This window comes from Pseudorhodobacter sp., from assembly GCF_034675685.1.
Classification (GTDB): Bacteria; Pseudomonadota; Alphaproteobacteria; order Rhodobacterales; family Rhodobacteraceae; genus Pseudorhodobacter.
In genome coordinates this window covers 50,708-75,497 of sequence record NZ_JAUCDA010000017.1, presented here as the reverse complement: position 1 = coordinate 75,497, position 24,790 = coordinate 50,708, and the positions used below count along the sequence as shown (strand labels likewise).

Annotated in this window: 24 protein-coding genes and 1 pseudogene; 7 read left to right on the top strand and 18 right to left on the bottom strand. The window is 58.2% G+C overall.

Annotated features, from left to right (window positions below; genetic code table 11):
- Window positions 1–24: 24 nt before the first annotated feature.
- Window positions 25–237 carry a twin-arginine translocase TatA/TatE family subunit gene (gene tatA, locus VDP61_RS14705; RefSeq protein WP_323007626.1) on the bottom strand — a complete coding sequence of 71 codons (213 nt, stop codon included), beginning with the start codon at window positions 235–237 and terminating at the stop codon, window positions 25–27.
- Window positions 238–401: 164 nt separating this feature from the next.
- Between tatA and VDP61_RS14700 the strand changes: the two genes are divergently transcribed.
- A complete protein-coding gene (locus tag VDP61_RS14700) occupies window positions 402–767 on the top strand; it encodes a helix-turn-helix transcriptional regulator (protein WP_323007625.1) in 366 nt (121 codons plus the stop codon).
- Here the strand turns inward: VDP61_RS14700 and VDP61_RS14695 are convergent, their stop codons facing one another.
- From VDP61_RS14695 to VDP61_RS14680, 4 genes are all read right to left on the bottom strand, one after another.
- The gene (locus VDP61_RS14695) at window positions 768–1,850 is read right to left on the bottom strand and encodes an ABC transporter ATP-binding protein (RefSeq protein ID WP_323007624.1); all 1,083 of its coding nucleotides are present in this window, start codon (window positions 1,848–1,850) and stop codon (window positions 768–770) included. It lies immediately after the preceding gene.
- Window positions 1,851–1,970: 120 nt separating this feature from the next.
- Window positions 1,971–2,558, bottom strand: coding sequence for a histidine phosphatase family protein (locus tag VDP61_RS14690; protein ID WP_323007623.1), 588 nt, complete (start codon window positions 2,556–2,558; stop codon window positions 1,971–1,973).
- Entirely contained in the window at window positions 2,555–3,433 is an 879-nt protein-coding gene (locus VDP61_RS14685) for a hypothetical protein (protein WP_323007622.1), read from the bottom strand. The genes VDP61_RS14690 and VDP61_RS14685 overlap by 4 nt, the downstream gene beginning before the upstream one ends.
- The gene (locus VDP61_RS14680; RefSeq protein WP_323007621.1) at window positions 3,420–4,199 is read right to left on the bottom strand and encodes an SDR family oxidoreductase; all 780 of its coding nucleotides are present in this window, start codon (window positions 4,197–4,199) and stop codon (window positions 3,420–3,422) included. Before VDP61_RS14680 ends, VDP61_RS14685 begins: the two co-directional genes overlap by 14 nt.
- A 255-nt stretch (window positions 4,200–4,454) precedes the next feature.
- Between VDP61_RS14680 and VDP61_RS14675 the strand changes: the two genes are divergently transcribed.
- The 6 genes from VDP61_RS14675 (at window position 4,455) to VDP61_RS14650 (ending at window position 12,416) form a co-directional block, all read left to right on the top strand.
- Window positions 4,455–5,462, top strand: coding sequence for a Hint domain-containing protein (locus tag VDP61_RS14675; protein WP_323007620.1), 1,008 nt, complete (start codon window positions 4,455–4,457; stop codon window positions 5,460–5,462).
- 57 nt (window positions 5,463–5,519) lie between these two features.
- Window positions 5,520–7,118: a peptide chain release factor 3 gene (locus VDP61_RS14670; RefSeq protein WP_323007619.1), complete on the top strand. Its 1,599-nt coding sequence runs from the start codon at window positions 5,520–5,522 to the stop codon at window positions 7,116–7,118.
- 94 nt (window positions 7,119–7,212) lie between these two features.
- Entirely contained in the window at window positions 7,213–8,820 is a 1,608-nt protein-coding gene (locus VDP61_RS14665) for a hypothetical protein (RefSeq protein WP_323007618.1), read from the top strand.
- The gene (locus tag VDP61_RS14660; protein WP_323007617.1) at window positions 8,817–9,572 is read left to right on the top strand and encodes a hypothetical protein; all 756 of its coding nucleotides are present in this window, start codon (window positions 8,817–8,819) and stop codon (window positions 9,570–9,572) included. Before VDP61_RS14665 ends, VDP61_RS14660 begins: the two co-directional genes overlap by 4 nt.
- Window positions 9,573–9,599: 27 nt before the next feature.
- On the top strand, window positions 9,600–10,673 hold the full coding sequence (locus VDP61_RS14655) for a glycosyltransferase family 2 protein (RefSeq protein ID WP_323007616.1): 1,074 nt from the start codon (window positions 9,600–9,602) through the stop codon (window positions 10,671–10,673).
- A gap of 117 nt (window positions 10,674–10,790) precedes the next feature.
- The gene (locus VDP61_RS14650) at window positions 10,791–12,416 is read left to right on the top strand and encodes a DEAD/DEAH box helicase (protein ID WP_323007615.1); all 1,626 of its coding nucleotides are present in this window, start codon (window positions 10,791–10,793) and stop codon (window positions 12,414–12,416) included.
- Between the two features lie 324 nt (window positions 12,417–12,740).
- Here the strand turns inward: VDP61_RS14650 and VDP61_RS14645 are convergent.
- From VDP61_RS14645 to VDP61_RS14585, 13 genes and pseudogenes are all read right to left on the bottom strand, one after another.
- Window positions 12,741–14,418: pseudogene (locus VDP61_RS14645) on the bottom strand (ribonuclease J).
- A complete protein-coding gene (locus VDP61_RS14640) occupies window positions 14,415–15,194 on the bottom strand; it encodes a type III pantothenate kinase (RefSeq protein ID WP_323007614.1) in 780 nt (259 codons plus the stop codon). Before VDP61_RS14640 ends, VDP61_RS14645 begins: the two are co-directional and overlap by 4 nt.
- A gap of 18 nt (window positions 15,195–15,212) precedes the next feature.
- Window positions 15,213–15,974 (bottom strand): biotin--[acetyl-CoA-carboxylase] ligase, encoded by a 762-nt coding sequence (locus VDP61_RS14635; RefSeq protein WP_323007613.1) that lies wholly within the window; start codon window positions 15,972–15,974, stop codon window positions 15,213–15,215.
- Window positions 15,964–17,403: an NADH-quinone oxidoreductase subunit NuoN gene (gene nuoN, locus VDP61_RS14630; RefSeq protein ID WP_323007612.1), complete on the bottom strand. Its 1,440-nt coding sequence runs from the start codon at window positions 17,401–17,403 to the stop codon at window positions 15,964–15,966. Before nuoN ends, VDP61_RS14635 begins: the two co-directional genes overlap by 11 nt.
- Before the next feature lie 10 nt (window positions 17,404–17,413).
- Window positions 17,414–18,952 (bottom strand): NADH-quinone oxidoreductase subunit M, encoded by a 1,539-nt coding sequence (locus tag VDP61_RS14625; RefSeq protein ID WP_323007611.1) that lies wholly within the window; start codon window positions 18,950–18,952, stop codon window positions 17,414–17,416.
- Entirely contained in the window at window positions 18,952–21,039 is a 2,088-nt protein-coding gene (gene nuoL / locus VDP61_RS14620; protein WP_323007610.1) for an NADH-quinone oxidoreductase subunit L, read from the bottom strand. Before nuoL ends, VDP61_RS14625 begins: the two co-directional genes overlap by 1 nt.
- Window positions 21,040–21,043: 4 nt before the next feature.
- On the bottom strand, window positions 21,044–21,349 hold the full coding sequence (gene nuoK / locus VDP61_RS14615) for an NADH-quinone oxidoreductase subunit NuoK (RefSeq protein WP_323007609.1): 306 nt from the start codon (window positions 21,347–21,349) through the stop codon (window positions 21,044–21,046).
- An 81-nt stretch (window positions 21,350–21,430) separates the two neighbouring features.
- Window positions 21,431–22,045 carry an NADH-quinone oxidoreductase subunit J gene (locus VDP61_RS14610; RefSeq protein ID WP_323007608.1) on the bottom strand — a complete coding sequence of 205 codons (615 nt, stop codon included), beginning with the start codon at window positions 22,043–22,045 and terminating at the stop codon, window positions 21,431–21,433.
- Window positions 22,042–22,452 (bottom strand): carboxymuconolactone decarboxylase family protein, encoded by a 411-nt coding sequence (locus tag VDP61_RS14605; RefSeq protein WP_323007607.1) that lies wholly within the window; start codon window positions 22,450–22,452, stop codon window positions 22,042–22,044. Before VDP61_RS14605 ends, VDP61_RS14610 begins: the two co-directional genes overlap by 4 nt.
- Complete coding sequence (nuoI, locus tag VDP61_RS14600) at window positions 22,449–22,952, bottom strand: NADH-quinone oxidoreductase subunit NuoI (protein WP_323007606.1); 504 nt, start codon at window positions 22,950–22,952, stop codon at window positions 22,449–22,451. The genes VDP61_RS14605 and nuoI overlap by 4 nt, the downstream gene beginning before the upstream one ends.
- A gap of 2 nt (window positions 22,953–22,954) precedes the next feature.
- Window positions 22,955–23,284: a TM2 domain-containing protein gene (locus tag VDP61_RS14595; protein ID WP_323007605.1), complete on the bottom strand. Its 330-nt coding sequence runs from the start codon at window positions 23,282–23,284 to the stop codon at window positions 22,955–22,957.
- A gap of 2 nt (window positions 23,285–23,286) precedes the next feature.
- Window positions 23,287–24,324: an NADH-quinone oxidoreductase subunit NuoH gene (nuoH, locus tag VDP61_RS14590; protein ID WP_323007604.1), complete on the bottom strand. Its 1,038-nt coding sequence runs from the start codon at window positions 24,322–24,324 to the stop codon at window positions 23,287–23,289.
- Window positions 24,325–24,381: 57 nt separating this feature from the next.
- On the bottom strand, window positions 24,382–24,789 hold the full coding sequence (locus VDP61_RS14585) for a hypothetical protein (RefSeq protein WP_323007603.1): 408 nt from the start codon (window positions 24,787–24,789) through the stop codon (window positions 24,382–24,384).
- Window position 24,790: the final 1 nt, after the last annotated feature.

Below are 24,790 nucleotides of genomic sequence, written 5' to 3'. Positions count from 1 at the left end.
GGGCGTTTTCCTGCGTGGCGGCTATCAGACCTTGTCTTTTTTCGGCGGTGTCACATCTACCGCGTCTTGGGCGGTTTTGTTTTCCAGCTCTTCCGTCTCTTCTTTCACGCCCCTTTTGAACGCGTTGATGCCCTTGCCAACTTCGCCCATCAAGGATGAAACCTTACCCCGGCCAAACAGCACAAGGACGACAACGGCGATCAAAAGAAGGCCGGGAATACCGATATTTTGAAGCATATGCTTGATCTCCCATATCAGGCCGAATGTGCGGCCCGTAACATTATGTCCCTCATTTACGGGGAACTGGCGCGGGATCAAAGAGGGATTCGGCTTTACGCGCCGCGCTGCTGACAGTATTTTGTCAGTTGCCCTGCAGCACCACCACAGCCAAGGACCCAAGGATGAGCCGCGACCAACGCATTTTTGATCTGATCCAAAGGATGCGCGATGGCCGGCTGCATACGGCGGCGGCATTGGCGCAGGATTTGGGGGTTTCGACCCGAACCATCTGGCGCGATATGGCGATGATGGCGGCCACGGGCATCCCGGTGGAAGGGGAGCGCGGCCTGGGGTATATTCTGCGCGCGCCTTTGTTATTGCCGCCGGTGATGCTGACCCAAGAGGAACTGGAGGCGCTGATGGAAGGACTTGGCCATGTCGGCGCCGGCGATGGGCCGCGCGCACGCGCGGCGCGGGCGCTGAAATTCAAGGTGGCGACGCTGCTGCCGCAAGCGGGGCTGGTGCCAGACCCCGAAGACCTGAGCTGATCAGGCTGGAAACACAAAGCACCGATCCCGACGGATCATCAACCAAAGCGGCGTGCCAAGATTGGGCAAAAACACCCCCGGTACGGCAGCGGTCAGCTTGGTACCATCAAAATCCATCGTAAAGTCGACAAGGCTTTCATGCCCCAAAAACCGCGCCCGCGAGACGATACCGCGCGCGGGTGTCCCTTCCTTTGGGGTGGTGTTGGGGCCACGACCTGCACGGTCAAAATCAATTTTCAGATGCTGCGGGCGGATAACAATTTCAACATTGCCGCCATCTATATGGCCCGGCGTCAAGAACGCGCCAAAGGGGGTTTCGGTCAACGCCCCCCTGGAAACACCTTTTATGACATTGATATCACTAAAGAAAGCTGCCGCAGCCCGATCTGCTGGCGCGTTATAGATGTTATAGGGCGAGCCGCGCTGAACAATCTGGCCATCGCGCATCAGCGCTATTTCATCGGCCATGCGCAGCGCCTCTTCGGGCTCGTGGGTGACCAGCAAAACGGCGGCACCCTCGTCTTTCAGCACCTCTAGCGTCGTGTCACGGATGCCGTCGCGCAGCCGGTTGTCCAGCCCGGAAAACGGCTCGTCCATCAGCATGATCCGCGGGCGCGGGGCCAAGGCGCGGGCCAGCGCAACGCGCTGTTGTTCGCCCCCCGACAACTCATGCGGGTGTTTGGCGGCAAAGCCCACAAGGTTGACGCGTTCCAGCAATTCACCGACGCGGGCGGATTTTTGTGCGGCATCACCATGCAGGCCAAACGCCACGTTTTTTTCAACGCTCAGATGCGGGAACAGCGCGAAATCTTGGAACATCAGGCCGACGCCGCGGGCTTCGGGTGGCAAACAGACCCGGCTGTCGCAAACGGTTTCACCATCCATGCGGATCGTGCCGCTGTCAGGCGTCTCAACCCCCGCGATCATCCGCAAAGTGGTCGATTTCCCGCAGCCCGAGGGCCCGAGCAGGCAGGTCACCTGCCCCGCAGGAACCGAAAGCGAAAGATTGTGAACCACATCGCGCGCACCAAAGCGGCGAAACAGATTCTGGACCTCTAATCTGGGTGTTGCTGGCGTTACCATATCGGGGCGCGCGGCCTTTACCTTATCAATTCAATCGGGAATGAGTTAGCAGGCTGCGCGGTGAGGGGCAAGGGTTTGCCCGAAATGGTTTTGGCACGGGGGCGCGGCAGCTTTGCCCGATCACTTTGCCCCGGCGGTTTCCAGGGCTTGCCACGGATGCAGCGGTACAAACCCATCGGGGCCAATTTCGCCCGCCCAAAAACTGCCGCAGCGGGTTTGATCTGCGGCGCGGCCAAGCGCGATCTTGGTCAGCGCACACCACAAAAAACTGCCCACGGCCCCATGGCCGACAAACAGCATGTTATCGGCCACCTCATCCACAACCTCTTGAAACGCCTTGGTAATCCGTGCTGTGGCAGCGCCGGCAGATTCCCAGCCCTCGGGGCCGGTTTCGGGATGGTCAAAAAGCGCATCGGCCAAAGCTTTGTGCCGGTCATGGGCGACATAGCCGGTGGCGCTGCGGTCCACCTCGCCCATATCGGGGTGAATATGAAGCGGAAGGGAAAAGGCGTTGGCGAGGAACTCGGCAGTTTGCTGCGCTTTGGTTTCGGGCGACGTGATGATCCGCCAGCCCCGGCCGGGCCAACCGCGCGCACAGGCGGCCTTTAGGCGGCGGCGACCCTTATCTGATAATTCCCATTCAGGAACAAGGATTTGCGGGTCGATCTTAACCTCGGGGTGCGACAGATAAAGGAGCTTGCGGATCAAGGGATGTCCTTGCTGTAAAATTCGATAATGTCGCGGCGGGTTTTGCCCAGAATGAAATCGGACCAGATCAGGGTGCGGCCCTTGGGGTCGGTAACGCGCCCCCCTTCAGGCAGGCGGAGGAGCTCTTCTGGTTTGATCTCGACCCCGCAAAGGGTAACCGCAATCAGGCCAGCACGGCGGGCGCGGACCCATGGCAACACCGCCCAAAAATAGCTTAGCAGGTTAAAGCGCGACATGTATTCGGTGGGGAATTTGACGGCAAGGTGGTTGGGAATAGCCGCAACCCCGGCCTGCGCAGCCCAGCTCATAAAGCGTTCATCCGCGATCATTGGCCGAAACCAGAAGGATTGCTTTTTTGTCCATAAATCAATGAATTGCGTGGCGATGTTCTTGTGATGGCCGGGATGAAACACGACCAGTGAAGAATTGCCGCGCGCATATTTCCTGCCCTTGGTCAGGCGCCAGAAAAACCGCCCGACAGCGCCCAAAGGCAAGATTGCGCTTTGCAGCAGCATCAACCCATCGGGGCGCGGGAGCTTGGCCAGCAAACGCGTCAAATCGCCGGTCACAACGGTATCGAGGTCAATATACAGCGTCAGCAGATCATCTTGCAGCACGCCATCCTGAAACATCGCCAGCTTGGTTTGGCAACCAGATTGGCGAAAGACCGGGTTCAACCAGAATTCGGGAATTTGGCGCAGCGTGGCGCGGGGGTCCAGCCCCGGGCGCGCACGATCCGACAGCAAGACAAAGCGCGGCAGGTGTACGGCATGGCTGGAAATTGCCACGATCAGCCGGTTGACAAGGGCGACATCATATTTGTCGCCCCACAAAAACATCACGCATTGCCAACTGGGCGTCTTAGATTGTGGCATTGATCGCGCCGCCATCCAGCAGCAGGTTCTGGCCGACAATAAAGCCCGCCTTATCCGAGCATAGAAAGGCACAGGCCGCGCCAAACTCTGCCGGGGTGCCATAACGGCGGGCGGGAATGGTGGCCTGGCGTTGTTTGGTGGCGGTGGCGCGGTCAATGCCCTGGGCCTTTGCCACGCCATCATCAAGGCTGTCGGCGCGGTCGGTTGCGTGGATGCCGGGCAGCAGGTTGTTGATCGTAACGCCGTGTTCGGCCACCTGGCGCGCGGTACCTGCGACAAAGCCGGTCAGCCCGGTGCGGGCAGCGTTGGACAGGCCAAGCTGCGCAATCGGTGCCTTGACCGAGCCAGAGGTGATGTTGACCACCCTGCCCCATTTGCGCGCGATCATCCCCGGCAGCAGGGCTTGCATCAATGCAATCGGGGTCAGCATATTGCCATCCAGCGCCTTGATGAAATCATCGCGCGACCAATCAGACCAGACCCCCGGCGGCGGGCCACCTGCGTTGGTGACAAGGATGTCGGTATCACCAGCCGCGGCCAGCACCGCATCACGGCCCGCCTCGGTGGTGATATCGGCGGCAACAGCCGTCACCTCGACCCCGTAAACCCTGCGCAGATGGGCAGCGGTTGCCTGCAACGCCGCATCGCCGCGCGCATTGATCACAAGGTTGACGCCAGCCTCGGCCAATGCCTCGGCACAGCCCCGGCCCAAGCCCTTTGATGCAGCGCAAACCAGCGCCCTTTTGCCTTTGATCCCAAGATCCATGATCGCCCCCTGATATGTTTGGCCCCCAGAGGTAGCAGCCAAGCGCGGCAAGGGAAAGTGGTCTGGGATGATTCGCAAGACTGCGCCGGATTTGGCCGCTAAGGGAAACACCCGCACAGCGATTGGCGGCGGTTTCGCCTGAACCCGAAAAGAAAACCGCATCTTGGCAGAACAATCAGGGATTTGGTAATGTGAAAGGGTGGAATATGGGGCATGTTCCATCAAAGGCCGATTTGATGCAGACAGGACATTGATTTGAAACCACCGCTTCCCTCATCCTCGCCGCCCCGACAGGTCTGTCAGGTGTTTGCTTCGGACGATGTTTTTGTCACCCTGGGCGTCAACCTGAATGAGGGTCTGGCACGGCTTGCAGATGCCTGTCTCGGCGATATTTACATGCTGGCCAGCGATGCCGAGGCGAAAAAGCTGATTTTACAACGCAGTGGTGACGGGCAAACGGTGGCGGCGGGCAGCGCGGTTGGGGTGGCGGGCGCTTTGGTGACCATCATAGGGCGCTATATGTTACTGGCACCCGATGGCGACAAGGTCGATTTGCTTGCGGTGCAGATTGGCGAGCAGCAAGATCATTTCATTCTGCCATTGTCGCCAATGGGGGCCAATATTGAATACAGTCTGGTCAAATCCGAAGTGCCGCAGGCTGATGAGCGCTTGATCGACGTTTTATGTGTTTCCTTTGCACGCGGCACCATGATTACCCTTGGCGATGGCAGCCAGCGCCCGATTGAGACGCTGGCGATTGGCGACCGGGTGCTGACGCGCGACCATGGCCCGCAGCCGCTGCGCTGGCTTGGCCATGTCACGCTGCGCGCGGTTGGGGCCTATGCGCCGGTGATAATCTTGGAGGGGGTGATGGGAAACGCCGCCGATCTTGTGGTCAGCCAGCACCACCGGATGTTCTTGTATCAACGGCACAAGACCCGCAGCTTTCCAAAGTCCGAGATATTGGTTCAGGCCAAACATCTGGTCAATGGTGAGCAGATTTTTCTGCGGGAAGGCGGTTTTGTCGAGTTTTACAGCCTGGTCTTTGACGCGCATGAAATCATCTATGCCGAGGGGATACCGGCTGAAAGCCTGATGGTCACCGAGGCGACAGTATCGCGCCTGCCCCCCGATCTTGCCGCCGAGGTAAAGCGGCGGTTTCCCGGTGTCAGCCAGATACAACATTTCGGGCTAGAGGCCGGACCGCAGGATTTGGCAGCCCTGCGCCTGAACACCGGAAAACGCGGCGGCGGCGGGCGTTAGCGCTGGCGGCGATTGCAGGCAGTTGCGAAGCGCCGGAATTGCGGTTATGTGCCGCCTATGCTGGATAATCGCCCCCCCCTCCCGCCCGAAATCGCCCGCCGCCGGACCTTTGCGATCATCGCACATCCGGATGCCGGTAAAACCACGCTGACCGAAAAGTTCTTGCTGTTTGGCGGGGCTATTCAGATGGCGGGCCAGGTGCGTGCCAAAGGTGAGGCGCGGCGCACGCGGTCGGATTTCATCAAGATGGAGCAAGAGCGCGGGATCTCGGTTTCCGCCAGCGCCATGTCATTTGATTTTCACGAGTTCCGCTTCAATCTGGTCGATACGCCCGGCCACTCGGATTTTTCGGAAGATACTTACCGCACGCTGACCGCGGTTGATGCCGCCGTGATGGTGATTGACGGGGCAAAAGGCGTGGAAAGCCAGACCCGCAAGCTGTTTGAGGTGTGCCGGTTGCGCGACCTGCCAATCCTGACCTTTTGTAACAAGATGGACCGCGAAGCGCGCGACACCTTTGAGATCATCGACGAAATTCAGGAAAATCTGGCGATTGACGTTAGCCCCGCAAGCTGGCCGATCGGGTCAGGGCGCGACTTTCTGGGGTGCTATGATATTTTGAACGACCGGCTGGAACTGATGGACCGCGCCGACCGTAACCGTGTTGCAGAAACAATTGAGATCAAGGGGTTGAATGACCCGTTATTGGGCAAACATATCCCCGCCGATCTGCTGGCCAAGCTGCGCGAAGAATTGGAAATGGCGCGGGAATTATTGCCCACGTTAAGCCGTGAGGCGCTGCTGAACGGGTCGATGACGCCGATCTGGTTCGGTTCGGCGATCAATTCCTTTGGCGTCAAGGAATTGATGGACGGCATTGCCAAATTCGGGCCAGAGCCGCAGCCGCAACCCACCGCGACCCGCAAAGTGGCGCCGGAAGAAGCTGCGGTGACCGGGGTCGTGTTCAAGGTGCAGGCCAATATGGACCCCAAGCACCGCGACCGTGTTGCCTTTGTGCGGCTGGCCTCGGGGCATTTTGAACGGGGCATGAAGCTGAACCATGTGCGCAGCAAAAAGGTCATGACCATCAGCAATCCGGTCTTGTTTCTGGCCGCAGATCGGGAACTGGCCGAAGAGGCCTGGGCCGGTGACATTATCGGCATTCCCAACCACGGGCAGCTTCGCATCGGCGATGCGCTGACCGAGGGAGAGGATCTGCGCTTTACCGGCATCCCCAGTTTCGCGCCGGAATTGCTGCAAGTTGTGCGCGCGGGCGACCCGCTGAAATCCAAACATCTGGAGAAGGCCCTGCTGCAATTTGCCGAAGAGGGTGCCGCCAAAGTATTCAAACCGATGATCGGCTCGGGCTATATCGTCGGCGTTGTCGGTGCGTTGCAATTTGATGTGTTGGCCAGCCGGATCGAACAGGAATATTCCCTGCCCGTGCGGTTTGAGCCGTCGCAGTTCACCTCGGCCCGCTGGGTGCGGGGGCCCAAGCCGGAAATGGACAAGTTCATCAACATAAACAAGGGCCATATTGCCACCGACAGCGATGGCGACACGGTGTTTTTGACGCGCTTGCAATGGGATATTGACCGGATCATGCGGGATTACCCGGAGCTGAAGCTGACGGCGACCAAGGAAATGATGGTCTGACCCGTATTGCCTGACAGACCGGGGCCAGACTATAGTTGCCAAAAGGGGCCGGAAAACAGGCCCGGTCAACATTTGAGGTTTGGAGTGCCTGCGCATGGAGCTGGCGTTAAAGCAATGTGAAGCGCGCGGTGTCGATTTTGCCGAAGCCTTTCGGTTTCAATATATCATCTCGCCCGTGCCGCTTTCCCCGCCGGGGATGAAAGCCATTCGCTTTGCCAAGCAGCATGTCTATTCTGGCGCGGCGCTGCCCGTTGCCCGCCTGAAAGATGCGGATGGCATTGTTTTTGCGGTTCTTTTTGGAATTGCTGTAGATAAGGGCGGCCTATTGACCTTTCGCCGCAATATCGAAGACTTGCGGGTTTCCGATCCTGATTTCTTCATATCGCTTGCCCGCTACCTAGAGGATGTGGCCGGGCGCTATACGCTTTTGGTCAGCGTCGGCGATGATTGCCGCGTCTATTGCGATGCCGCCGGGATGAACGGCGTTGTCTATAACAAGGAAAAGCGCTGTGTCGCCGCGTCGCTATTGCTGTGCTTGGACGATGCAATTCAGGATCACCCCGATTATGATCACGCACAAATCGAAGCAGGCTTGGCGAAATACACCCTGTTTGACACGCGCGACAGCCGCGTGCGCCGCCTGAACCCCAATTGCAGCCTGTCGCTGACTGATTTTTCCGAAACCCGCTATTGGCCGCGGGACGAAGCGTTTGAACGCCCGGCAAGTGAGTTGCCCGCGATCTATTCCGAGATCATCGCCACAGCGCATCACAATATCACCGCCATCGCCGCGCGGCACGCCTGCGCGATGCCGATCACCGGCGGGCGTGACAGCCGGTTGCTTGCCGCGTTTCTGAAACCCGATCTGGGAAAAGTTGGCCAATATTACACCCATATCGTCAATTACGCGAGCCGCGTTGACCACGCAATCGCCACCCATGTCGCCAAGGCGCTGGGGCTAAAGCTTGAATCGCATGATTTTCGGCGGGTCAGCGGGCAAAGCAATGCAACAAAGGCCCAGCAACTGGCGCTGTATCAAACGGCCACGGGCATAACCGCCCCCGCGCCGGCCGAGGTGATGACCGGGGTAATCCGCAACATCAAGCGCAACACAGTGATTTTGCGGGGCCATCAAACCGACCTGCTGCGCGCCGTCTTTCTGGACCGCAGGGGCGAGGGGGCACGCAAAAATCTGCGCTGGCAAATCCGGCGGTTGATGCCGGTAAGCCCGCCCAACATGACCAATGAAATTTTCTTGCGGTTTGAGCCGCGCTACCGCGCTTGGTGCGAAAGCCTGCCCCCCGCCACGCGCAGCAAGCAGGTCGATTTGATGTTTGCTGAAATCTATTACAGCTCGTCGCTTGGGGTGGTGTTTCCGGGGCTGACCCGCAATTTTTATCTCTCGCCCTTCAACAGCCGCAGGCTTATCGCGCTGGCTTTGGCCATTGATGATGAGTACCGCCACCAAAGCAAAGCCGTCGACGACCTGGTGGAACGCATGGCGCCCGAGGTGAACCGGGTTCCGCTGGACTATGAGGTCAGCGCGAATCTTGATCTCTATGATGACCCCGAGATGTTGAAGGCCTGGTCCAAGCAGCGGGTAAAAGACAGCGTTGCGCGGGCGGCTGCTATCCGGGGCCGGGCCAAACCCCGCGCAAACCCGGCACGCCCGGACCAGCCTGCAAACAGGAAACCAACATGACGATGGACCCGACCTACCCCAAAGCCCCCGACAGTCTGATTTCCCATTGGGACAAACGGCGTGGCCCGATGCGCCCGCAAGAGGGCGAAGGCCTGCCAGGGGTTGATGTTGATCTGGCAGCGCTTAAGGCCATTACATTGCCTGCCGCCCCGCCCCCCTTGCCCAGCGGCGCCGGTCGCTACGCCGAAAAAGAACATGAGTTGCGCCGGGAATTGGCTGGCCAATCGGAACTGGTGCTGTTGCACGGGCTCTTGATCGCCAATCTGCGCAAACGCCGTTTTCCCGACCATGCGCCGCAGTTGTTTCGCAGGCTGTGGGTCGAACAATCGCCCTATCTGCTAGAGGTGTTAAGCACACGCTGGTTGATCTCGGCGGTGATTACCTTTGGCGATCATGGCCAGACGGCCTCGGAACTGGCGCTGGGGCGTGAAATGGGCATGATGTTTTCGATGATCAAGCTGTACGAGTTTGAACGATTGCATTCGGGCAAGCCCCCCGAGGAGCCGTTTGGCCTGAAGCGGGTGGATGCAAAAATGCCGCTGGGCATGACGCCGTTCTCCCTGGCGACGGGCGGGCTTGATATCAACCTTTTGGCCCCAATCTGGCAACGCGCCCTGGACGAGCCGGTAATGGGCCCATTGGCATGCTGTCTGCTGGATCGGCTAAACCAGGACCCCGGCGGGTTGTTTCGCAGAATTGGCCAGATGCGGGCGAAAAAGCGTGCGCGAATCGCCGCACGCAAAGCCCAATAGCGCAACGCAAAAAGGGGGGGCGCGCGGATGACCGAGCTGAAGGCCATTTTGGTGACGACCGCCAAAAATGAAGCACCCTATTTTTTGGAATGGGTGGCGCATCATCAGGAGCTTGGGTTTACTGATATCGTTGTTTTTCAGAATGATAGCGATGACCTGACGCATGAAACCCTGTCATTGCTGCGCAAGATCGGGGCGATACGCTATCTCTATAACCGAGGGGCCAAGGGCCAGCAGCAGGCCCATGCTTATGCGCGCGCTGCAGAACTGGCACCGTATCAACACAGCACTTGGGCCATGGCGCTGAATATGGATGACTTTCTGGTTGTGAAAACCGGGAACGGCACCTTGTCTGATCTGATAAGGGCACTGCCTGAAGTTGACTGCATTCATCTGAACCGCCGGAACTTTGGCAATTCAGGCTATGAAACCCTGACCGAACAATTGGTGACTGAACGTTTTTGCATGGCGGATCACCCGCTGGGCGCGCCGGATCAATTCAGCGCTTTCAAATGTCTATTCCGCAGCGCGCGGTTTCAGCGGCCCGGTGTGCATCACCCCCACCGCCCCACTGCCCCCGAACCTGTGCGCCATACCAATGGCAGCGGGTTGCCCCCCGATGCCTATCTGCGAAAAGACACCACATCGACCGACCCGCTGGGCAGCCGTTACGCGCAGATCAACCATTACGGCACGCGCGACCTTGCCAGTTTCATGCTGAACGCCGAAAATCCTGACATCGGGCAAAGCGATTGGCTACGGCAAAATACCAATTTTGCAATTGACGACAGTATGCAGCCTTGGCTTGCACGCCTTAAGGCGCGGATGGGGGCGCTGGATGCGGCATCGGGTGGGCGGCTGATGGACCTGCGCGAGGCGGCGATGTTCCTGCACATGGCGCGCTATTACACCCTGCTGCAAGCGCCGCAGATGCGGGCGTTTCGCCAGTTTTGCAAAACGCATCCCAACGCAGCCGACCAGCACAAACCCAAGGGAAAACACCTTTCACAGACAGCACCGACCCAAACCGTGACGCCAAAATCACGCGCCCGTCCTGTCGGAAAAACCACCCGCCCCCCCACAGTCACGGCGACAACTTGACCTTGACACCAATACCGGGTAGTTCCTGTGCAGCCTTCGGGCTAAGACGCCGGGGCGCCCGGAATTCTTGCGTCCCATCCCATTATTGCGGTCCGATACCGCATTCACAGGACGCACATGACCAAATTTTCTGACCTCGCGCTGGACCCCCGCGTGCTCAAGGCTGTCGCCGAAGCTGGCTACGAAACCCCAACACCCATCCAAGCCCAGGCGATTCCGCATGCGCTTGACGGTAAAGATGTTTTGGGCATTGCCCAAACCGGCACCGGCAAAACTGCCAGCTTCGTGTTGCCGATGATCACCTTGCTAAGCAAGGGTCGCGCCCGCGCGCGCATGCCACGTTCGCTGGTGCTTGCACCCACGCGCGAATTGGCGGCGCAGGTCGCTGAAAACTTTGAAACCTACGCCAAACACACCAAATTGACCAAGGCGCTGTTGATCGGCGGCGTGGCCTTTGGCGAACAAGACAAGCTGATTGACCGCGGTGTTGATGTGCTGATTGCAACGCCGGGCCGTTTGCTTGACCATTTTGAGCGCGGCAAGCTGTTGCTGCAAGGCGTGCAGATCATGGTGGTGGATGAGGCCGACCGGATGCTTGATATGGGGTTCATCCCCGATATCGAAAAAATCTTCAGCCTGACGCCCTTTACCCGTCAGACATTTTTCTATTCGGCCACAATGGCACCGGAAATTGAGCGAATCACCAACACTTTCCTGTCCGCCGCAGTGAAAATCGAGGTTGCGCGTCAAAATTCCAGCTCTGAGACGATCACCCAGAAGTTGATCGAGGTGAAGCCAAGCCGCAAGGACCGGAGTTTTGCGGAAAAGCGGGCGGTTTTGCGGGCAATCATCCGGGCCGAGGGCGACACTTGCACCAACGCGATCATTTTTTGCAATCGCAAAATGGACGTGGATGTGGTTTCCAAGTCGTTGAAACAGCATGGGTTCAACGCATCGCCTATCCATGGCGATCTGGACCAATCGGTGCGCACCCGCACGCTTGACGGCTTTCGCGATGGCTCTGTGCATCTGCTGGTCGCCTCGGACGTGGCGGCAAGGGGCCTGGATATTCCTGCGGTCAGCCATGTCTTCAACTTTGACGTGCCAAGCCACCCGGAAGACTATGTGCATCGCATTGGCCGCACCGGGCGTGCCGGGCGTGAGGGCAAGGCGTTCACGCTCTCGACTCCGTCAGATGCGAAATATCTGGCCGCGATCGAACAGCTTGTCGGCAAGCCGATCCCCCGCGGCGACCTGCCCGAGGGGGTTGAGATGAAGGCCGAGCGCCCCGCCAAACCAGGTGCCGAGGATGAGTCCGAGAAGCCCAAGCGCAGCCGCGGTGGCCGAAGCAGGTCGCGCGCACCCAAGCCCGAAGCAGCAGAAGAGGTGGTTGCCCAAACCCAGATCACGGCCGAACCCACGCCAATGGCTGTTGTTGCGCCGCCTGCCCCCATCGCCGTACCCGAACCACGCCCCACCCCGCGTGAGGACCGCAACCGAAATGAAGATCGGCATGACGGTCGGCATGACAGTCGGCGGGATGATCGAAACGACAGCCACCGGAATGATCGGCGCGATGATCGGCGGGGCGGAAATGACCGGGTGGTTGGCATGGGCGACCATGTCCCGGATTTCATTCTGCGCAGCTTCAAACTGGAAGATAACACCCCCGACGACGATTCAGAAGATGGGGCAGACCTGCCCCAAACCGATGACGTGGCAGACGAAAACAACAACAGCTAAAGCAAGGCACGGGCCGGGTTTGGCTGTGACGCAGGCTGACGATCAGACCTCAAAAAGGCGCGCAGGAATTTCCTTGCGCGCCTTTTTTCCAACCCACCGGGCCTTGGCGTTTTCAAGCGTTTCTCCGTGAACCTCACCCATCCATCGCGGCTTGAAACCAAAGGCTTCAACACGTTATGTGACGGGGCGTATTTCAGGCCAAAGTCAAAATGCTATGACTTGAATTGAAACGCCCGCCCCGAGCAGCTTTGCAAACAAAACCACATTCAGGACGGGCGGGCAGGACGGGCGGGCAGGACGGGCGCCACAATGGCAGGAAAGGCCTTAGCCGTCGGTCAACCGGCTGACAACCACGGTTACCTCGGGCTTTTTGCCAATCTCTTCCATGCAGATCTGGCGCACAACGCGGCGCAGGGCCTCATCCAGCTTGGCATCATCTTTCAGCACTTTCTTGCCGGCCTTGTCCAGAAACTCGGTCAAATCGGCCTCTAGCGTGTCGGCCAGATCGGCATTTGTGCGGCCCTTTTCTGGCAGGCCCTTAACCTCGACCCAGGCATCGCCAAGCGGTTCATCTGCCTCATCCAGCAGCAAGGTCACCATGACATGTCCGTTCAGCGCCATGCGGATACGATCCCGCACCACGCCATCGCGCGACCCGATCATCACCAATCCGTCCAGATAGATGCGCCCGGCTTCGATATATTCGGCAACTTCCGGGCTGTCGCCGGTCAGATCAATCATCATCCCATTGGTAACCACATCCGATTGCCGACCGGCGGCCATGGCAATACGGGCATGTTCGCGCAAATGGCGATGCTCTCCATGCATCGGGATAACGATTTCCGGGTTCAATATCTTGTGCACGGTTTCCAGATCAGGGCGGTTGGCGTGGCCCGAAACATGGTAAAGCCCGCCACTGTCATCGACAATGTTGACGCCCATTTCAGAAAACGCGTTCATTACCGCGATCACGCCGCGTTCATTGCCCGGAATGGTTTTCGATGAAAACAGGAACGTATCCCCCTCTTTCATTTCCAATCCCAGATATTTACCCCGGCTAAGCTGGGCCGATGCCGCGCGGCGTTCCCCCTGACTTCCGGTCACTATCAGCATCAGATCCCCGCGTGGCACCTCTTGCGCCTCTTCGGGGCTGACGGTGCGGGGCAGGTTTTTCAAAACACCCGCCTGCTCGGCTGCGGCCACCATGCGGCGCATGGAACGGCCCAGAAAGCAAACGGTCCGATCTGCGGCGACGGCAGCATCGGCCAGGGTTTTCAACCGCGCCACATTCGACGCGAATGTGGTCGCAACGACCATGCCGCGCTGCGCCTTGATCAGGTCGCGGATCGGGTCGCGCAGCGTCGATTCAGAGCGTCCGGGATGCAGCGAAAACACATTGGTACTATCGCACATCAGCGCCTTTACCGGGCGTTCACGCGCGATTGCCTGGAACATGTTCGCATCCCACGCTTCCCCCACCAATGGGCTTTCATCCAGCTTGAAATCGCCGGAATGCACGATGCGCCCCGCCTCGGTATCAATCACCAGCGCCGAGCTTTCCGGGATCGAGTGGCTCACCGGCACAAATTGTACGTCAAACGGCCCGGCCTTGACCACATCGGGGCGCGGTTCGACCACCGTAATCGCGTCTTTGGGGTGGCCATGTTCGTCAAATTTCAGCTGCCCAATGGTGGCGGTAAAGCGCCGGGCATAGACCGGGCATTTGAACCGGCCCCAGAAATGGGCGACCGCGCCGATGTGATCTTCATGGGCGTGGGTGATGAAAATCGCCTCCAGCCGGTCCTTGCGTTCTTCCAGCCACGAAATATCGGGCATGATCAGGTCAACGCCGGGGGTGGTATCCATATCGGGAAAGGTAACGCCCAGATCGACAAGGATCAGGCGCTCTTTATCTTCGGGACCATAGCCATAGACATAGGCATTCATCCCGATCTCGCCCGCGCCGCCGAGGGGGAAGATAGATTAGCCGGTTCGCTTTCATGCGGTTTCCGTTTCCTTATTCAGTTCATTGATGAGAACAAGACCATGCATGGTCAGATCATCCTCGATTGCGTCGAAAATTTCGGTTCCCTGCTGGAACAACGGGGCAAGCCCCCCGGTGGCAACAACCTTCATCGGGCGCGGATGCTCCAGACGGATCTGGCGGCAAATGCCTTCGACAAGGCCAATATAGCCCCAATACACGCCTGACTGCATACAGGCCACCGTATTCTTTCCTATCACGGTTGCAGGACGGCTGACATCAACGTGAGGCAGGGCGGCGGCGGCGTTTGAAAGGGCCTGCAAGCTAAGATTGACGCCCGGCGCGATCACGCCGCCAATATAGGCGCCGTCCTGGTCCACCACATCAAAGGTCGTGGCTGTGCCAAAATCCACCACAATCAGGTCGCCGCCATGGCGGTCAAAGCCTGCAACCGTGTTGACCAGCCGGTCGGGGCCGATAGTGGCGCCAAAATCGACACGCGGGGCGGTGGGCAATTTGCAATCGGGTTTGCCGACAACCAGCGGGCGGCAATTGAAATAGCGATCGGTCAGCACGCGCAGATTATAGACCACCCGCGGCACGGTTGACGAAATGATGGCCTGCGTGATCTGCGCCTCGACCTTGGTCAGTGACATCAGCGTCGTCAGCCAGACAAAATACTCATCCGCCGTGCGTCTGTGATCGGTAGAACAGCGCCAGGTCGCGATGAATGTGCTGCCGTTCCAGATGGAAAATACCGTGTTGGTGTTGCCGCAGTCGATGGCCAAAAGCATGGAAGGCCCCTTGTTGGTTCAAAAAAATATCTCGGCCGCAGGAATGATGCGGCGCGTCTTTGCGGTTTTCAGAATCAATGCGCCCGACTCGTCAATCGTCTCAAATATCCCGGTCTCGGCCTGGGTGCCGGTGCGGGCGGTAATCGGCTCGCCCAACCGTGCCGCATGGGCAAGCCATTCGGCGCGCAAAATGGCAAAGCCCTGAGTGACAAGAACCGCTTCCCAACGGGCATAGGCCCCGGCAAGCTGGGTCAGAAAGGTTTCCGCCGTCACCCGCACACCCGTCTCGGCCAGCAGGCTGACGGGCCGGGTGGCCGTTGCCTCAACCTGGTCGGGCGCGGGCGCTGCGATCAGGTTGACGCCAATGCCAACGGCCAGATGATGGATGTGCTGGCCCGCGCCACTGCTTTCAAGCAATATCCCCGCCACCTTACCGCCATTCAGCAAGACATCATTGGGCCATTTCAAGGTGAAAGCCGCAGCCTGCCCCGTAAGCGCCACACAGGCATCCCGCAGCGCCAGCGCCGCGGCAAAAGAGCGTAGCGCAACTTTGTCGGGGCTTTCAGTGGGTTGCAGGCAAAGCGTCGCATAAAGGTTACCGCGAGGGCTGCTCCATGGGCGGCCCCTGCGGCCCCTGCCCCCGCTTTGCTCTGCCGCCATGATCCATGTCGGGCTTTGCGGGGCCAGGCGGGCCGCATGCGCATTGGTACTGTCGACCGTGTCCAGCAAAATCCGGGCTACGCCCTGCGGCCAGCCCTTTGGGACCGTGTCAGCGGACAAGCGTTTCCGCCGCCAGTTGCGCCAGGCCCTCAACCCCGAACAGGTTGACGATCCCGAACACCATCACCAAAGCCGAGCCCATCAAGGCCACCCATTGCATGCTGCCCATACGCGCGTCGATCCCGTCACCCTCTTTGCCGAAATAGATGTAGAAGACGATGCGCAGATAGTAAAACGCACCGATCACCGAGGCAACGGCACCCGCAACGGCCAGCCAGGTCATATTGGCATTCACGGCGGCTTGCAGCACATAAAACTTGCCGAAAAATCCCAACATCGGCGGCACGCCCGCCAGGCTGAACAACAAGACCAGCATGGCAAGCGCCTGCAACGGTGCCTTTTTTGACAGCATGTTCAGGCTGTCAATCGTGGTCACCGCATGGCCGTCACGCTCCATCGACAGAATAAAGGCGAATGTGCCGATGTTCATGCTGACATAGATCACCATATAGACCAGCATGGCCTGCACCCCAAGAACGGTACCAGACGCAAGGCCGATCAGGGCAAAGCCCATATGCGCGATCGAGGAATAAGCCATCAGTCGCTTGATATCGCGTTGGCCAATCGCCGCAATCGCACCGACAAACATCGACAAGACAGACAGGGCCGCAATAACCTGCCCCCATTGGCCGGGAATGGTGCCAAAAGCATCATACAGCAGCCGTGCCAGCAAGGCCATTGCCGCAACTTTTGGCGCCGTGGCAAAAAAGGCCGTGACCGGTGTGGGCGAGCCCTCATAGACATCCGGTGTCCACATATGGAACGGAACCGCCGAAACCTTGAACGCCAGACCTGTAATCAGGAACACAAGGCCGAACATCAGGCCCAGTGGAATATCACCCTGACCAAGCGTTGACAGGATGCCCGAAAAATCGGTGGTCCCGGCATAGCCATAAGTCAGTGACGCGCCGTAAAGCAAGATACCCGATGACAGCGAGCCGAGCACAAAGTATTTCAGACCGGCTTCCGACGATTTCACGTTGTCACGGCGCATACTGGCGACAACGTAAAGGGACAGCGATTGCAGTTCCAACCCCATATACAGCGCGATCAGGTCACCGGCCGAGACCATGAACAACATGCCCAGAACCGCCAGCGCCACAAGAATCGGAAACTCGAACCGCAACATTCCGCGACGGGTCATATAGTCTTGGCTGATCAGCAAAACCGCCGCCGCCGAAAGCAGAATCGTGACCTTGGCAAAACGCGCGAACGGGTCGTCATTGAACATGCCGTCAAAGGCGGTGCGCTCTCCGCTAATGCCAATCCCGATCCAGAAGGCAAGGATCAAAAACAGGCCCGCCATCGCAAGGTTCAGGCGCCCTGCAAGGGCATCCTTGCCGGTAAACACCACACCCAGCAGCGACCCCATGGCCACCAATGCCAGGGTGATCTCTGGAAGGACGGTTGAAAAATCTGTCGGGTTCATCTGTCGTCCCTCAATGCTTGGCCATTTGCGCATCACCCGAAACGGGGATGGCGGCATGGTAGTCAGTCACGAGCGCAGTCACCGAGGGGCCGATGATATCGGTCACAAGGCTGGGATATACGCCCAAAAGTAGCGTCATGGCCACCAGCGGCGCAAAGATTGCACGCTCGCGGGTGGACATATCGGTAATGGATTTCAGGCTTTCCTTGATCAGGTCACCAAAAACCACCCGGCGATAAAGCCAGAGCCCGTAAGAAGCCGACAAGATCACGCCCGAAGCCGCCACAAAGGCAACCCATGTATTGACCTGGAAGACGCCGACCAAAGTCAGAAACTCACCCACAAAACCAGAGGTGCCGGGAAGGCCGACGTTCGCCATCGAAAAGAACATGAAAATCAGCGCATAATGCGGCATCCGGTTCACAAGGCCACCGTAAGCGCTGATATCGCGGGTGTGCATGCGGTCATAGATCACGCCGACACAAAGGAACAGGGCGCCAGAGATGAAGCCGTGGCTGATCATCTGGAAAATCGCGCCGTCAATGCCCTGCTGGTTTGCTGCGAAAATCCCCATGGTCACATAGCCCATATGGGCAACCGAGGAATACGCAATCAGCTTTTTCATGTCTTCTTGTGCCAGCGCCACAAGCGAGGTGTAAACGATGGCGATGGCCGACATCCACAGCACCAGCGGGCTTAGCAAATCCGCGCCGATCGGGAACATTGGCAGGCTGAAGCGCAAGAAACCATAGCCGCCCATCTTCAACAAAATCGCCGCCAGCACAACCGAGCCCGCAGTCGGGGCCTGAACGTGGGCATCAGGCAACCAGGTGTGCACAGGCCACATCGGCATTTTGACCGCAAAGCTGGCAAAGAAGGCAAGGAACAGCAGGGTTTGCAGGCCACCGACAATCTGGAAACCGGCGATGTTCAGCGTCTCCGAGGCGAAAGTATGAACCAATAGCGTGGGAATATCGGTGCTGCCCGCATCGACATACATCGCAATCATCGCAACCAGCATCAGCACCGAGCCAAGGAAGGTATAAAGGAAGAACTTGAACGCCGCGTAGATACGCTCTTTCCCGCCCCAGATCCCGATGATCAGGAACATCGGGATCAGCCCTGCTTCAAAGAACAGGTAGAACAACACCAGATCCAGCGCGCAGAAAACGCCAAGCATCAGCGTTTCCAGCAAAAGAAAAGCGATCATGTATTCCTTGACGCGCATTTCCACCGACCAGCAAGAGGCGATGGTGATCGGCATCAGGAACGTCGTCAGCAGTACGAACAGCACCGAAATGCCGTCAACGCCCATCTTGTACTTCAGCCCAAGGATCCAGTCATATTCCTCGACAAACTGAAAGCCGGTATCAGCGGGGTTGAACCCGGCAAGCACAAACAGCGACACCAGAAAGGTGGTCGAGGTTGCAACCAAGGCCACCCATTTTGCATTCTTGCGCGCAGCCGCATCATCGCCCCGCAAGAATAGCGCCAGAATACCAGCAGCGACCGCCGGAATGAACGTGATGATGGAAAGCAGATTATCCATTAGTGCGCGCCCCCCGAGAGCGTCATCCAGGTGACAAGGGCAACGATGCCCAGGACCATGGCGAATGCGTAGTGAAAGATGTAACCGGATTGGGCGCGGCCCGCGAGACGGGTCAGCATCGGGATAATTCCCATGGCGATCCCGTTGATCGTGCCGTCAATGACATCGCCATCGCCCTTTTTCCACAGAAACGCACCAAGCCATTTTGCAGGGCGCACAAAGACAAGATCGTACAGCTCATCAAAGTACCATTTGTTCAGAAGGAACAGATAAAGCGGGCGCTGCTGGGCAGCCAGTTTTGCCGGCAGTTCCGGGCTGGAGATATAGAACTTCCATGCCAGCGCAAAGCCAAGCACCATGGCGACGAACGGCGACACCTTGACCCAGGCAGGCACGTCATGCGCCTCATGGATGGTGTTGTTTTCGGGGCCAAAGAAGATCGCCCCCTTGGGCGCGGTTGCCAGAACCGTTTCTGCGGCGGCGTGGCCCTCGGTGGCGGTGGCATCAGGGGCCGTTTCGGTTGCAGGCGCATCAGTCGCAGCACCCTCACCATGATGCTGGGCGGTTTCCATGCCGAACCAGCTATGCACCTTATCCAGATCACCAAAGAAAGAGTTGTACCAGACCATCCCCGAGAATGCCGCGCCAAGGGCCAGCACTCCCAGCGGAATCAGCATGGTCTTGGGGGCATCATGCGCGTGGTCATGGGCATGATGGTCGCCCCGTGGCTTGCCGTAAAAGGTCATGAACATCAGGCGCCAGCTATAGAAACTGGTCATCAGCGCCGCAATCACCAGCATCCAGAACGCAAATTCCGACCCGACAAAGGCGCTTTCGATCACGGCGTCTTTTGACAGGAAGCCTGCAAAACCAATATGGGTCAACGGGATGCCAACGCCGGTGATGGCCAGCGTACCGATCATCATCGCCCAGAACGTCAGCGGGATCTTCTTGCGCAAGCCGCCATAGTTCCGCATGTCCTGCTCATGGTGCATGGCATGAATAACCGAGCCCGCCCCCAGAAACAGCATCGCCTTGAAAAACGCGTGGGTGAACAGGTGGAACATCGCCACCGGATAGGCCCCCACACCCGCGGCCACGAACATATAGCCAAGCTGCGACATCGTCGAATAGGCAATCACGCGCTTGATGTCGTTTTGTACCAGGCCGATGGTCGCGGCGACAAAGGCGGTTGTAGCCCCCAGAACCGTGATAAAGGCAAGCGCCTGCGGGGCATATTCAAAGATCGGCGACATCCGGCAAACCAGGAAAACCCCCGCCGTCACCATGGTCGCCGCGTGGATCAGCGCCGACACCGGGGTCGGGCCTTCCATCGCGTCGGGCAGCCATGTGTGCAAGAACAGCTGCGCCGATTTGCCCATCGCGCCGATAAACAGCAGCACGCCGATCAGATTGGCCGCGTTCCACTCTGTCCACAAGAAATGCAGGTTGGTATCGGCCAGCATCGGGCCGGCGGCAAACACATCATCCAGCCGGATACTGTCCGTCAGGAAGAACAGCGCCATGATCCCCAGCATAAAGCCGAAATCACCGACCCGGTTAACCACAAAGGCCTTGATGGCTGCGGCATTGGCTGTGGGCTTGCGATAGTAAAACCCGATCAGCAAGTAAGACGCAACGCCAACCCCTTCCCAGCCAAAGAACATCTGCACAAGGTTGTCGGCAGTCACCAGCATCAGCATCGCGAAGGTAAAGAACGACAGATAGGCAAAGAACCGCGCCTTGTAATGTTCGTGATGCTTCCAGTTGTCATCATGCGCCATATAGCCAAAGCTATAGAGGTGAACGAGCGCCGAAACAGACGTGATGACCACCAGCATGATCGCGGTAAGGCGATCCATGCGGATGCCCCATTCCGTCGAAAGGCTGCCGGATTCGATCCAGCGCAGCACTGTGATGTGCTGGGTCTCATCAATATGGCCAAGGAAAATGATCCAGGACAGAAAGGCGGCCAGAAACACAAGGCCCGTGGTGATGACCTGGCCTGCAAACTCGCCTATCAGGCGCCAGCCAAACCCGCAGATCAGGGCCCCTATGAGGGGCGCAAAAAGGATGATCGTTGCCATTAGCTTAGCCTTTCATCACGTTGACGTCTTCGACGTCGATGGTGCCACGGGTCCGGAAGAAGGTAACAAGGATCGCAAGCCCGATCGCGGCCTCGGCCGCCGCAACCGTCAGGACGAACATCGTAAAGATCTGCCCCACCAAATCGCCGGAATATGAGGAAAAGGCGACAAGGTTGACGTTCACCGAGAGCAGCATCAATTCAATCGACATGAGAATGACGATCACGTTCTTCCGGTTCAGGAAGATGCCAAAAATCCCGATCACGAACAGCGCTGCGCCGACCGCCAAGTAATGCTCTAGTCCTACCATCTTATCGTCCCTCCGGGTCATTTGCCCGACTTTTTTGTCTTTATTGGGCGGCGTAACGGCCGCCCGGCGACCAAGACGGGGCTAAAGCCCCTGCCCCGGCTTCACATCCTTCAATTCCATCGCCTGCGCCGGGTCGCGCCACATCTGGTGCAGCACGTTCTGGCGTTTTACATCCTTGCGATGACGCAGGGTCAGCACAATTGCGCCGATCATGGCAACCAGCAAGATCATTCCGGCAAGCTGGAACAGCATGATATATTTGTCATACAGCAGCAGGCCAATCGCGCGCGTATTTTCCACCTGCGCCATGTCAGGCGCCACAGCGCGGCGCAAGCCCATCGCGCCCTCGGCTGTGGTCCAGGCACCGATACCGATGCCCAGTTGCATCAGCAAAACCAAACCAATCAGCAGGCCTATGGGCAAATACTGCGACATTTCGCCCTTCAACTCGGCGAAATCGACGTCCAGCATCATCACGACGAACACAAACAGCACCGCAACCGCGCCCACATAGACGATAATCAGCAGCATCGCCACAAACTCGGCCCCAAGCAGCACGAACAGCCCCGAAGCCGACAGGAACGCAAAAATCAACCACAGCACCGAATGGACCGGGTTGCGGCTGACGGTCACCAGAACCCCGGCGGTCACGGCCGACAAGGCAAAGGCGTAAAAGGCCAGATCGGTCACGGTCATTTCTTTGTCTCCTCATCTTCCGCAAAGACCGACTGGGCAATTTCCAGTGCCTTTTGCATGGCGGGCAGGCCACCGAACATACTCATCTGCCAGATAACCTCGGCTATATGGCGTTTTGTCGCCCCAGCCGTCATGGCCTGGCGGATGGTCAGCCGCAACTGCGGTTCAGCCTGTGCGCCCAGCACGGTCAGGGCCGCTATGGTCACCAAAAGCCGGGTGCGCGCATCAAGCCCGTCAGGGTTGAAGGTCTTGCCGAACCACATTTCCAACATATCCGGCGGCATGGTCGGGAACAGCTTTTCAAAGCCCTTTACATCCATGCCCTCCATCGCGGGGGCGAAGGCCTTGGCCATTTCCTGACCCTGTGCCATCATCTGGGCGAACATCTTTGTAAGATCATGGGTCATCTGTAGGGCGCATCCAATTCAAGGTTGCGGGCAATTTCGGCCTCCCAACGGTCGCCGTTATCCAAAAGCTTTTCCTTGTTGTAGAACAACTCCTCGCGCGTTTCGGTGGCGAATTCAAAATTCGGTCCCTCAACAATCGCATCCACCGGGCAGGCCTCTTGGCAGAAACCGCAATAGATGCATTTCGTCATGTCGATGTCATAGCGCGTGGTGCGGCGGCTGCCATCTTCACGCGGCTCGGCGTCAATGGTAATGGCCTGCGCCGGGCAAACCGCTTCGCACAGCTTGCAGGCGATGCAGCGTTCTTCGCCATTGGCATAACGGCGCAGCGCATGTTCACCGCGAAAGCGCGGCGAGAGCGGGCCCTTTTCATGCGGGTAGTTCAGCGTGGACTTGGGAGCAAAGAAATATTTGAACCCCAGCTTGAAGCCGATGACAAAATCCCACAGCAAAAAGTATTTCGTGGCGCGGGCCCAGTCTACGGGACGGTTCTCACCCATGATTAGCTCCCTTTTCCAACAGAAATATCAGCCATCAGCCCATTGTTGAAACGCTGAACCTGGCTCGGGATCGTAAAAAGATCATAAATCGCTACAACGCCGGTAACGATCAGCGGAAACAAAAGGAACGCCCCCAACACAGTACATACCAACATCAAGACACCAATGCCGGTACTCCCAAGATAGAACCTGTGTCCACCAAGGCCGCCGAGAAAAAACCAAAGCAAATAAGCCGTACCTGTCGACTTGGAATTACTTTGAAACCTCATCATTGCGACCGCATCGTTTGATACTGCGGATTGTGGCGCGTTAGGAAAATCCCGTTGTTCCATGATCAGCCTCCAATCGCCCAGCGGGCCCAAAAGCCGCCGAGAACTTCGAATTTCGCAAGAAACGACACCAGTACAACCCAACCGATGGACAAGGGCAGGAACACTTTCCAGCCGATACGCATCAACTGGTCATAGCGATAGCGCGGCGTGATGGCCTTCACCATGGCGAACATGATGAAGAAGAAGGTCATCTTGCCAACCATCCACAGCACACCATCCGGCAGGCCGGGAATGGGCGACAGCCAGCCCCCAAAGAACATCAACGACATCAGCGCGCACATCATGAAGATGGCGATATATTCGCCCGCCATGAACAACAGATACGGGGTCGAGGAATATTCGACCATGAACCCCGCAACCAGTTCCAATTCCGCCTCGGGCAGGTCGAACGGCGGGCGGTTGGTTTCAGCCAAAGCGCTGATGAAGAACAGGAAAACCATCGGGAAATGCGGCAGCCAGTACCAGTTGAACAGGCCAAAATCACCGCGCTGCGCCTCAACAATCGCGCTGAAGTTCATCGACCCGGTAGAGATGATGACGCCGATGATGATCAGCCCCAGCGACACCTCGTAAGAGATCATCTGCGCAGCCGAGCGCAAAGAGCCAAGGAACGGGTATTTGGAGTTGGACGCCCACCCCCCCATGATCACGCCATAGACCTCAAGCGAGGATACGGCGAACACAAACAGGATGGCGACGTTGATATCTGACAGCACCCAACCTTCATTGAACGGGATCACCGCCCAGGCCAATATCGCCAGTACAAAAGACAGCATCGGGGCAAGGAAAAATACCGCTCGGTCAGCGCCGGCAGGCACGACAATTTCCTTGACCACATATTTCAGCGCATCGGCCACCGATTGCAGCAGGCCCCAGGCACCGACCACGTTCGGCCCACGGCGCATTTGCACAGCGGCCCAAACCTTACGGTCACCATAGACCAAAAACAGCAGCGAAATCATCACAAAAGCGATGACCAGAAGGCATTGTGCGACGATCAGCAGCGTGATCCCCAAGCCGGTTTGCAGAAATTGATCCATGGCGCCTCTATCCCTCGGCCTTATTCGTTGTCGTCTTTGTTGCCAGTCTTTGCGTCGTCATATCGTCGGTATCCCCTGTGCGCCGCAATCGCGGACCGTCACTTCGGCGTCAATCGTGGCAGAACCACGCGGCAGCGCCGCTGAAATGGTGTAAACCGCATCGCCGCGCCAATTACCACCCGTTTGTGCGACAGATGTGCGAACATGCCGCGCAAAGCCAAAACCACGGATCAGCGCATATTGTGCCGCAGCGCAGCGCGCGTAGGCATCAACATCATCCCTGCTGCGTGCGCCGGTCATGGAGACGTGGAAGTTTACCAAATCCCCATCCAGCAAGACGGTCTGAATACCGCCATAGCCGGGGTTGAAATCGGCCCGCCCCCCAACATCCCCATCCGTCGGCGTACAGGCCGACAGACCGGCCAAAGCCAGCGCAGGAAGGGAAATCTGGGTCAGACGGCTCATG

Coding starts and splice junctions, on each gene's coding strand:
- VDP61_RS14595 (WP_323007605.1), bottom strand. CDS start 23,284: ATGGAACAACGGGATTTTCCTAACGCGCCACAATCCGCAGTATCAAAC.
- nuoI (WP_323007606.1), bottom strand. CDS start 22,952: ATGGGTGAGAACCGTCCCGTAGACTGGGCCCGCGCCACGAAATACTTT.
- nuoH (WP_323007604.1), bottom strand. CDS start 24,324: ATGGATCAATTTCTGCAAACCGGCTTGGGGATCACGCTGCTGATCGTC.
- VDP61_RS14585 (WP_323007603.1), bottom strand. CDS start 24,789: ATGAGCCGTCTGACCCAGATTTCCCTTCCTGCGCTGGCTTTGGCCGGT.
- nuoN (WP_323007612.1), bottom strand. CDS start 17,403: ATGAACCCGACAGATTTTTCAACCGTCCTTCCAGAGATCACCCTGGCA.
- VDP61_RS14650 (WP_323007615.1), top strand. CDS start 10,791: ATGACCAAATTTTCTGACCTCGCGCTGGACCCCCGCGTGCTCAAGGCT.
- nuoL (WP_323007610.1), bottom strand. CDS start 21,039: ATGGCAACGATCATCCTTTTTGCGCCCCTCATAGGGGCCCTGATCTGC.
- VDP61_RS14640 (WP_323007614.1), bottom strand. CDS start 15,194: ATGCTTTTGGCCATCGACTGCGGCAACACCAACACGGTATTTTCCATC.
- tatA (WP_323007626.1), bottom strand. CDS start 237: ATGCTTCAAAATATCGGTATTCCCGGCCTTCTTTTGATCGCCGTTGTC.
- VDP61_RS14660 (WP_323007617.1), top strand. CDS start 8,817: ATGACGATGGACCCGACCTACCCCAAAGCCCCCGACAGTCTGATTTCC.
- VDP61_RS14685 (WP_323007622.1), bottom strand. CDS start 3,433: ATGCCACAATCTAAGACGCCCAGTTGGCAATGCGTGATGTTTTTGTGG.
- VDP61_RS14655 (WP_323007616.1), top strand. CDS start 9,600: ATGACCGAGCTGAAGGCCATTTTGGTGACGACCGCCAAAAATGAAGCA.
- VDP61_RS14670 (WP_323007619.1), top strand. CDS start 5,520: ATGCTGGATAATCGCCCCCCCCTCCCGCCCGAAATCGCCCGCCGCCGG.
- VDP61_RS14610 (WP_323007608.1), bottom strand. CDS start 22,045: ATGACCGTGACCGATCTGGCCTTTTACGCCTTTGCCTTGTCGGCCGTG.
- VDP61_RS14680 (WP_323007621.1), bottom strand. CDS start 4,199: ATGGATCTTGGGATCAAAGGCAAAAGGGCGCTGGTTTGCGCTGCATCA.
- VDP61_RS14695 (WP_323007624.1), bottom strand. CDS start 1,850: ATGGTAACGCCAGCAACACCCAGATTAGAGGTCCAGAATCTGTTTCGC.
- VDP61_RS14605 (WP_323007607.1), bottom strand. CDS start 22,452: ATGACCCATGATCTTACAAAGATGTTCGCCCAGATGATGGCACAGGGT.
- nuoK (WP_323007609.1), bottom strand. CDS start 21,349: ATGGTAGGACTAGAGCATTACTTGGCGGTCGGCGCAGCGCTGTTCGTG.
- VDP61_RS14700 (WP_323007625.1), top strand. CDS start 402: ATGAGCCGCGACCAACGCATTTTTGATCTGATCCAAAGGATGCGCGAT.
- VDP61_RS14625 (WP_323007611.1), bottom strand. CDS start 18,952: ATGGATAATCTGCTTTCCATCATCACGTTCATTCCGGCGGTCGCTGCT.
- VDP61_RS14665 (WP_323007618.1), top strand. CDS start 7,213: ATGGAGCTGGCGTTAAAGCAATGTGAAGCGCGCGGTGTCGATTTTGCC.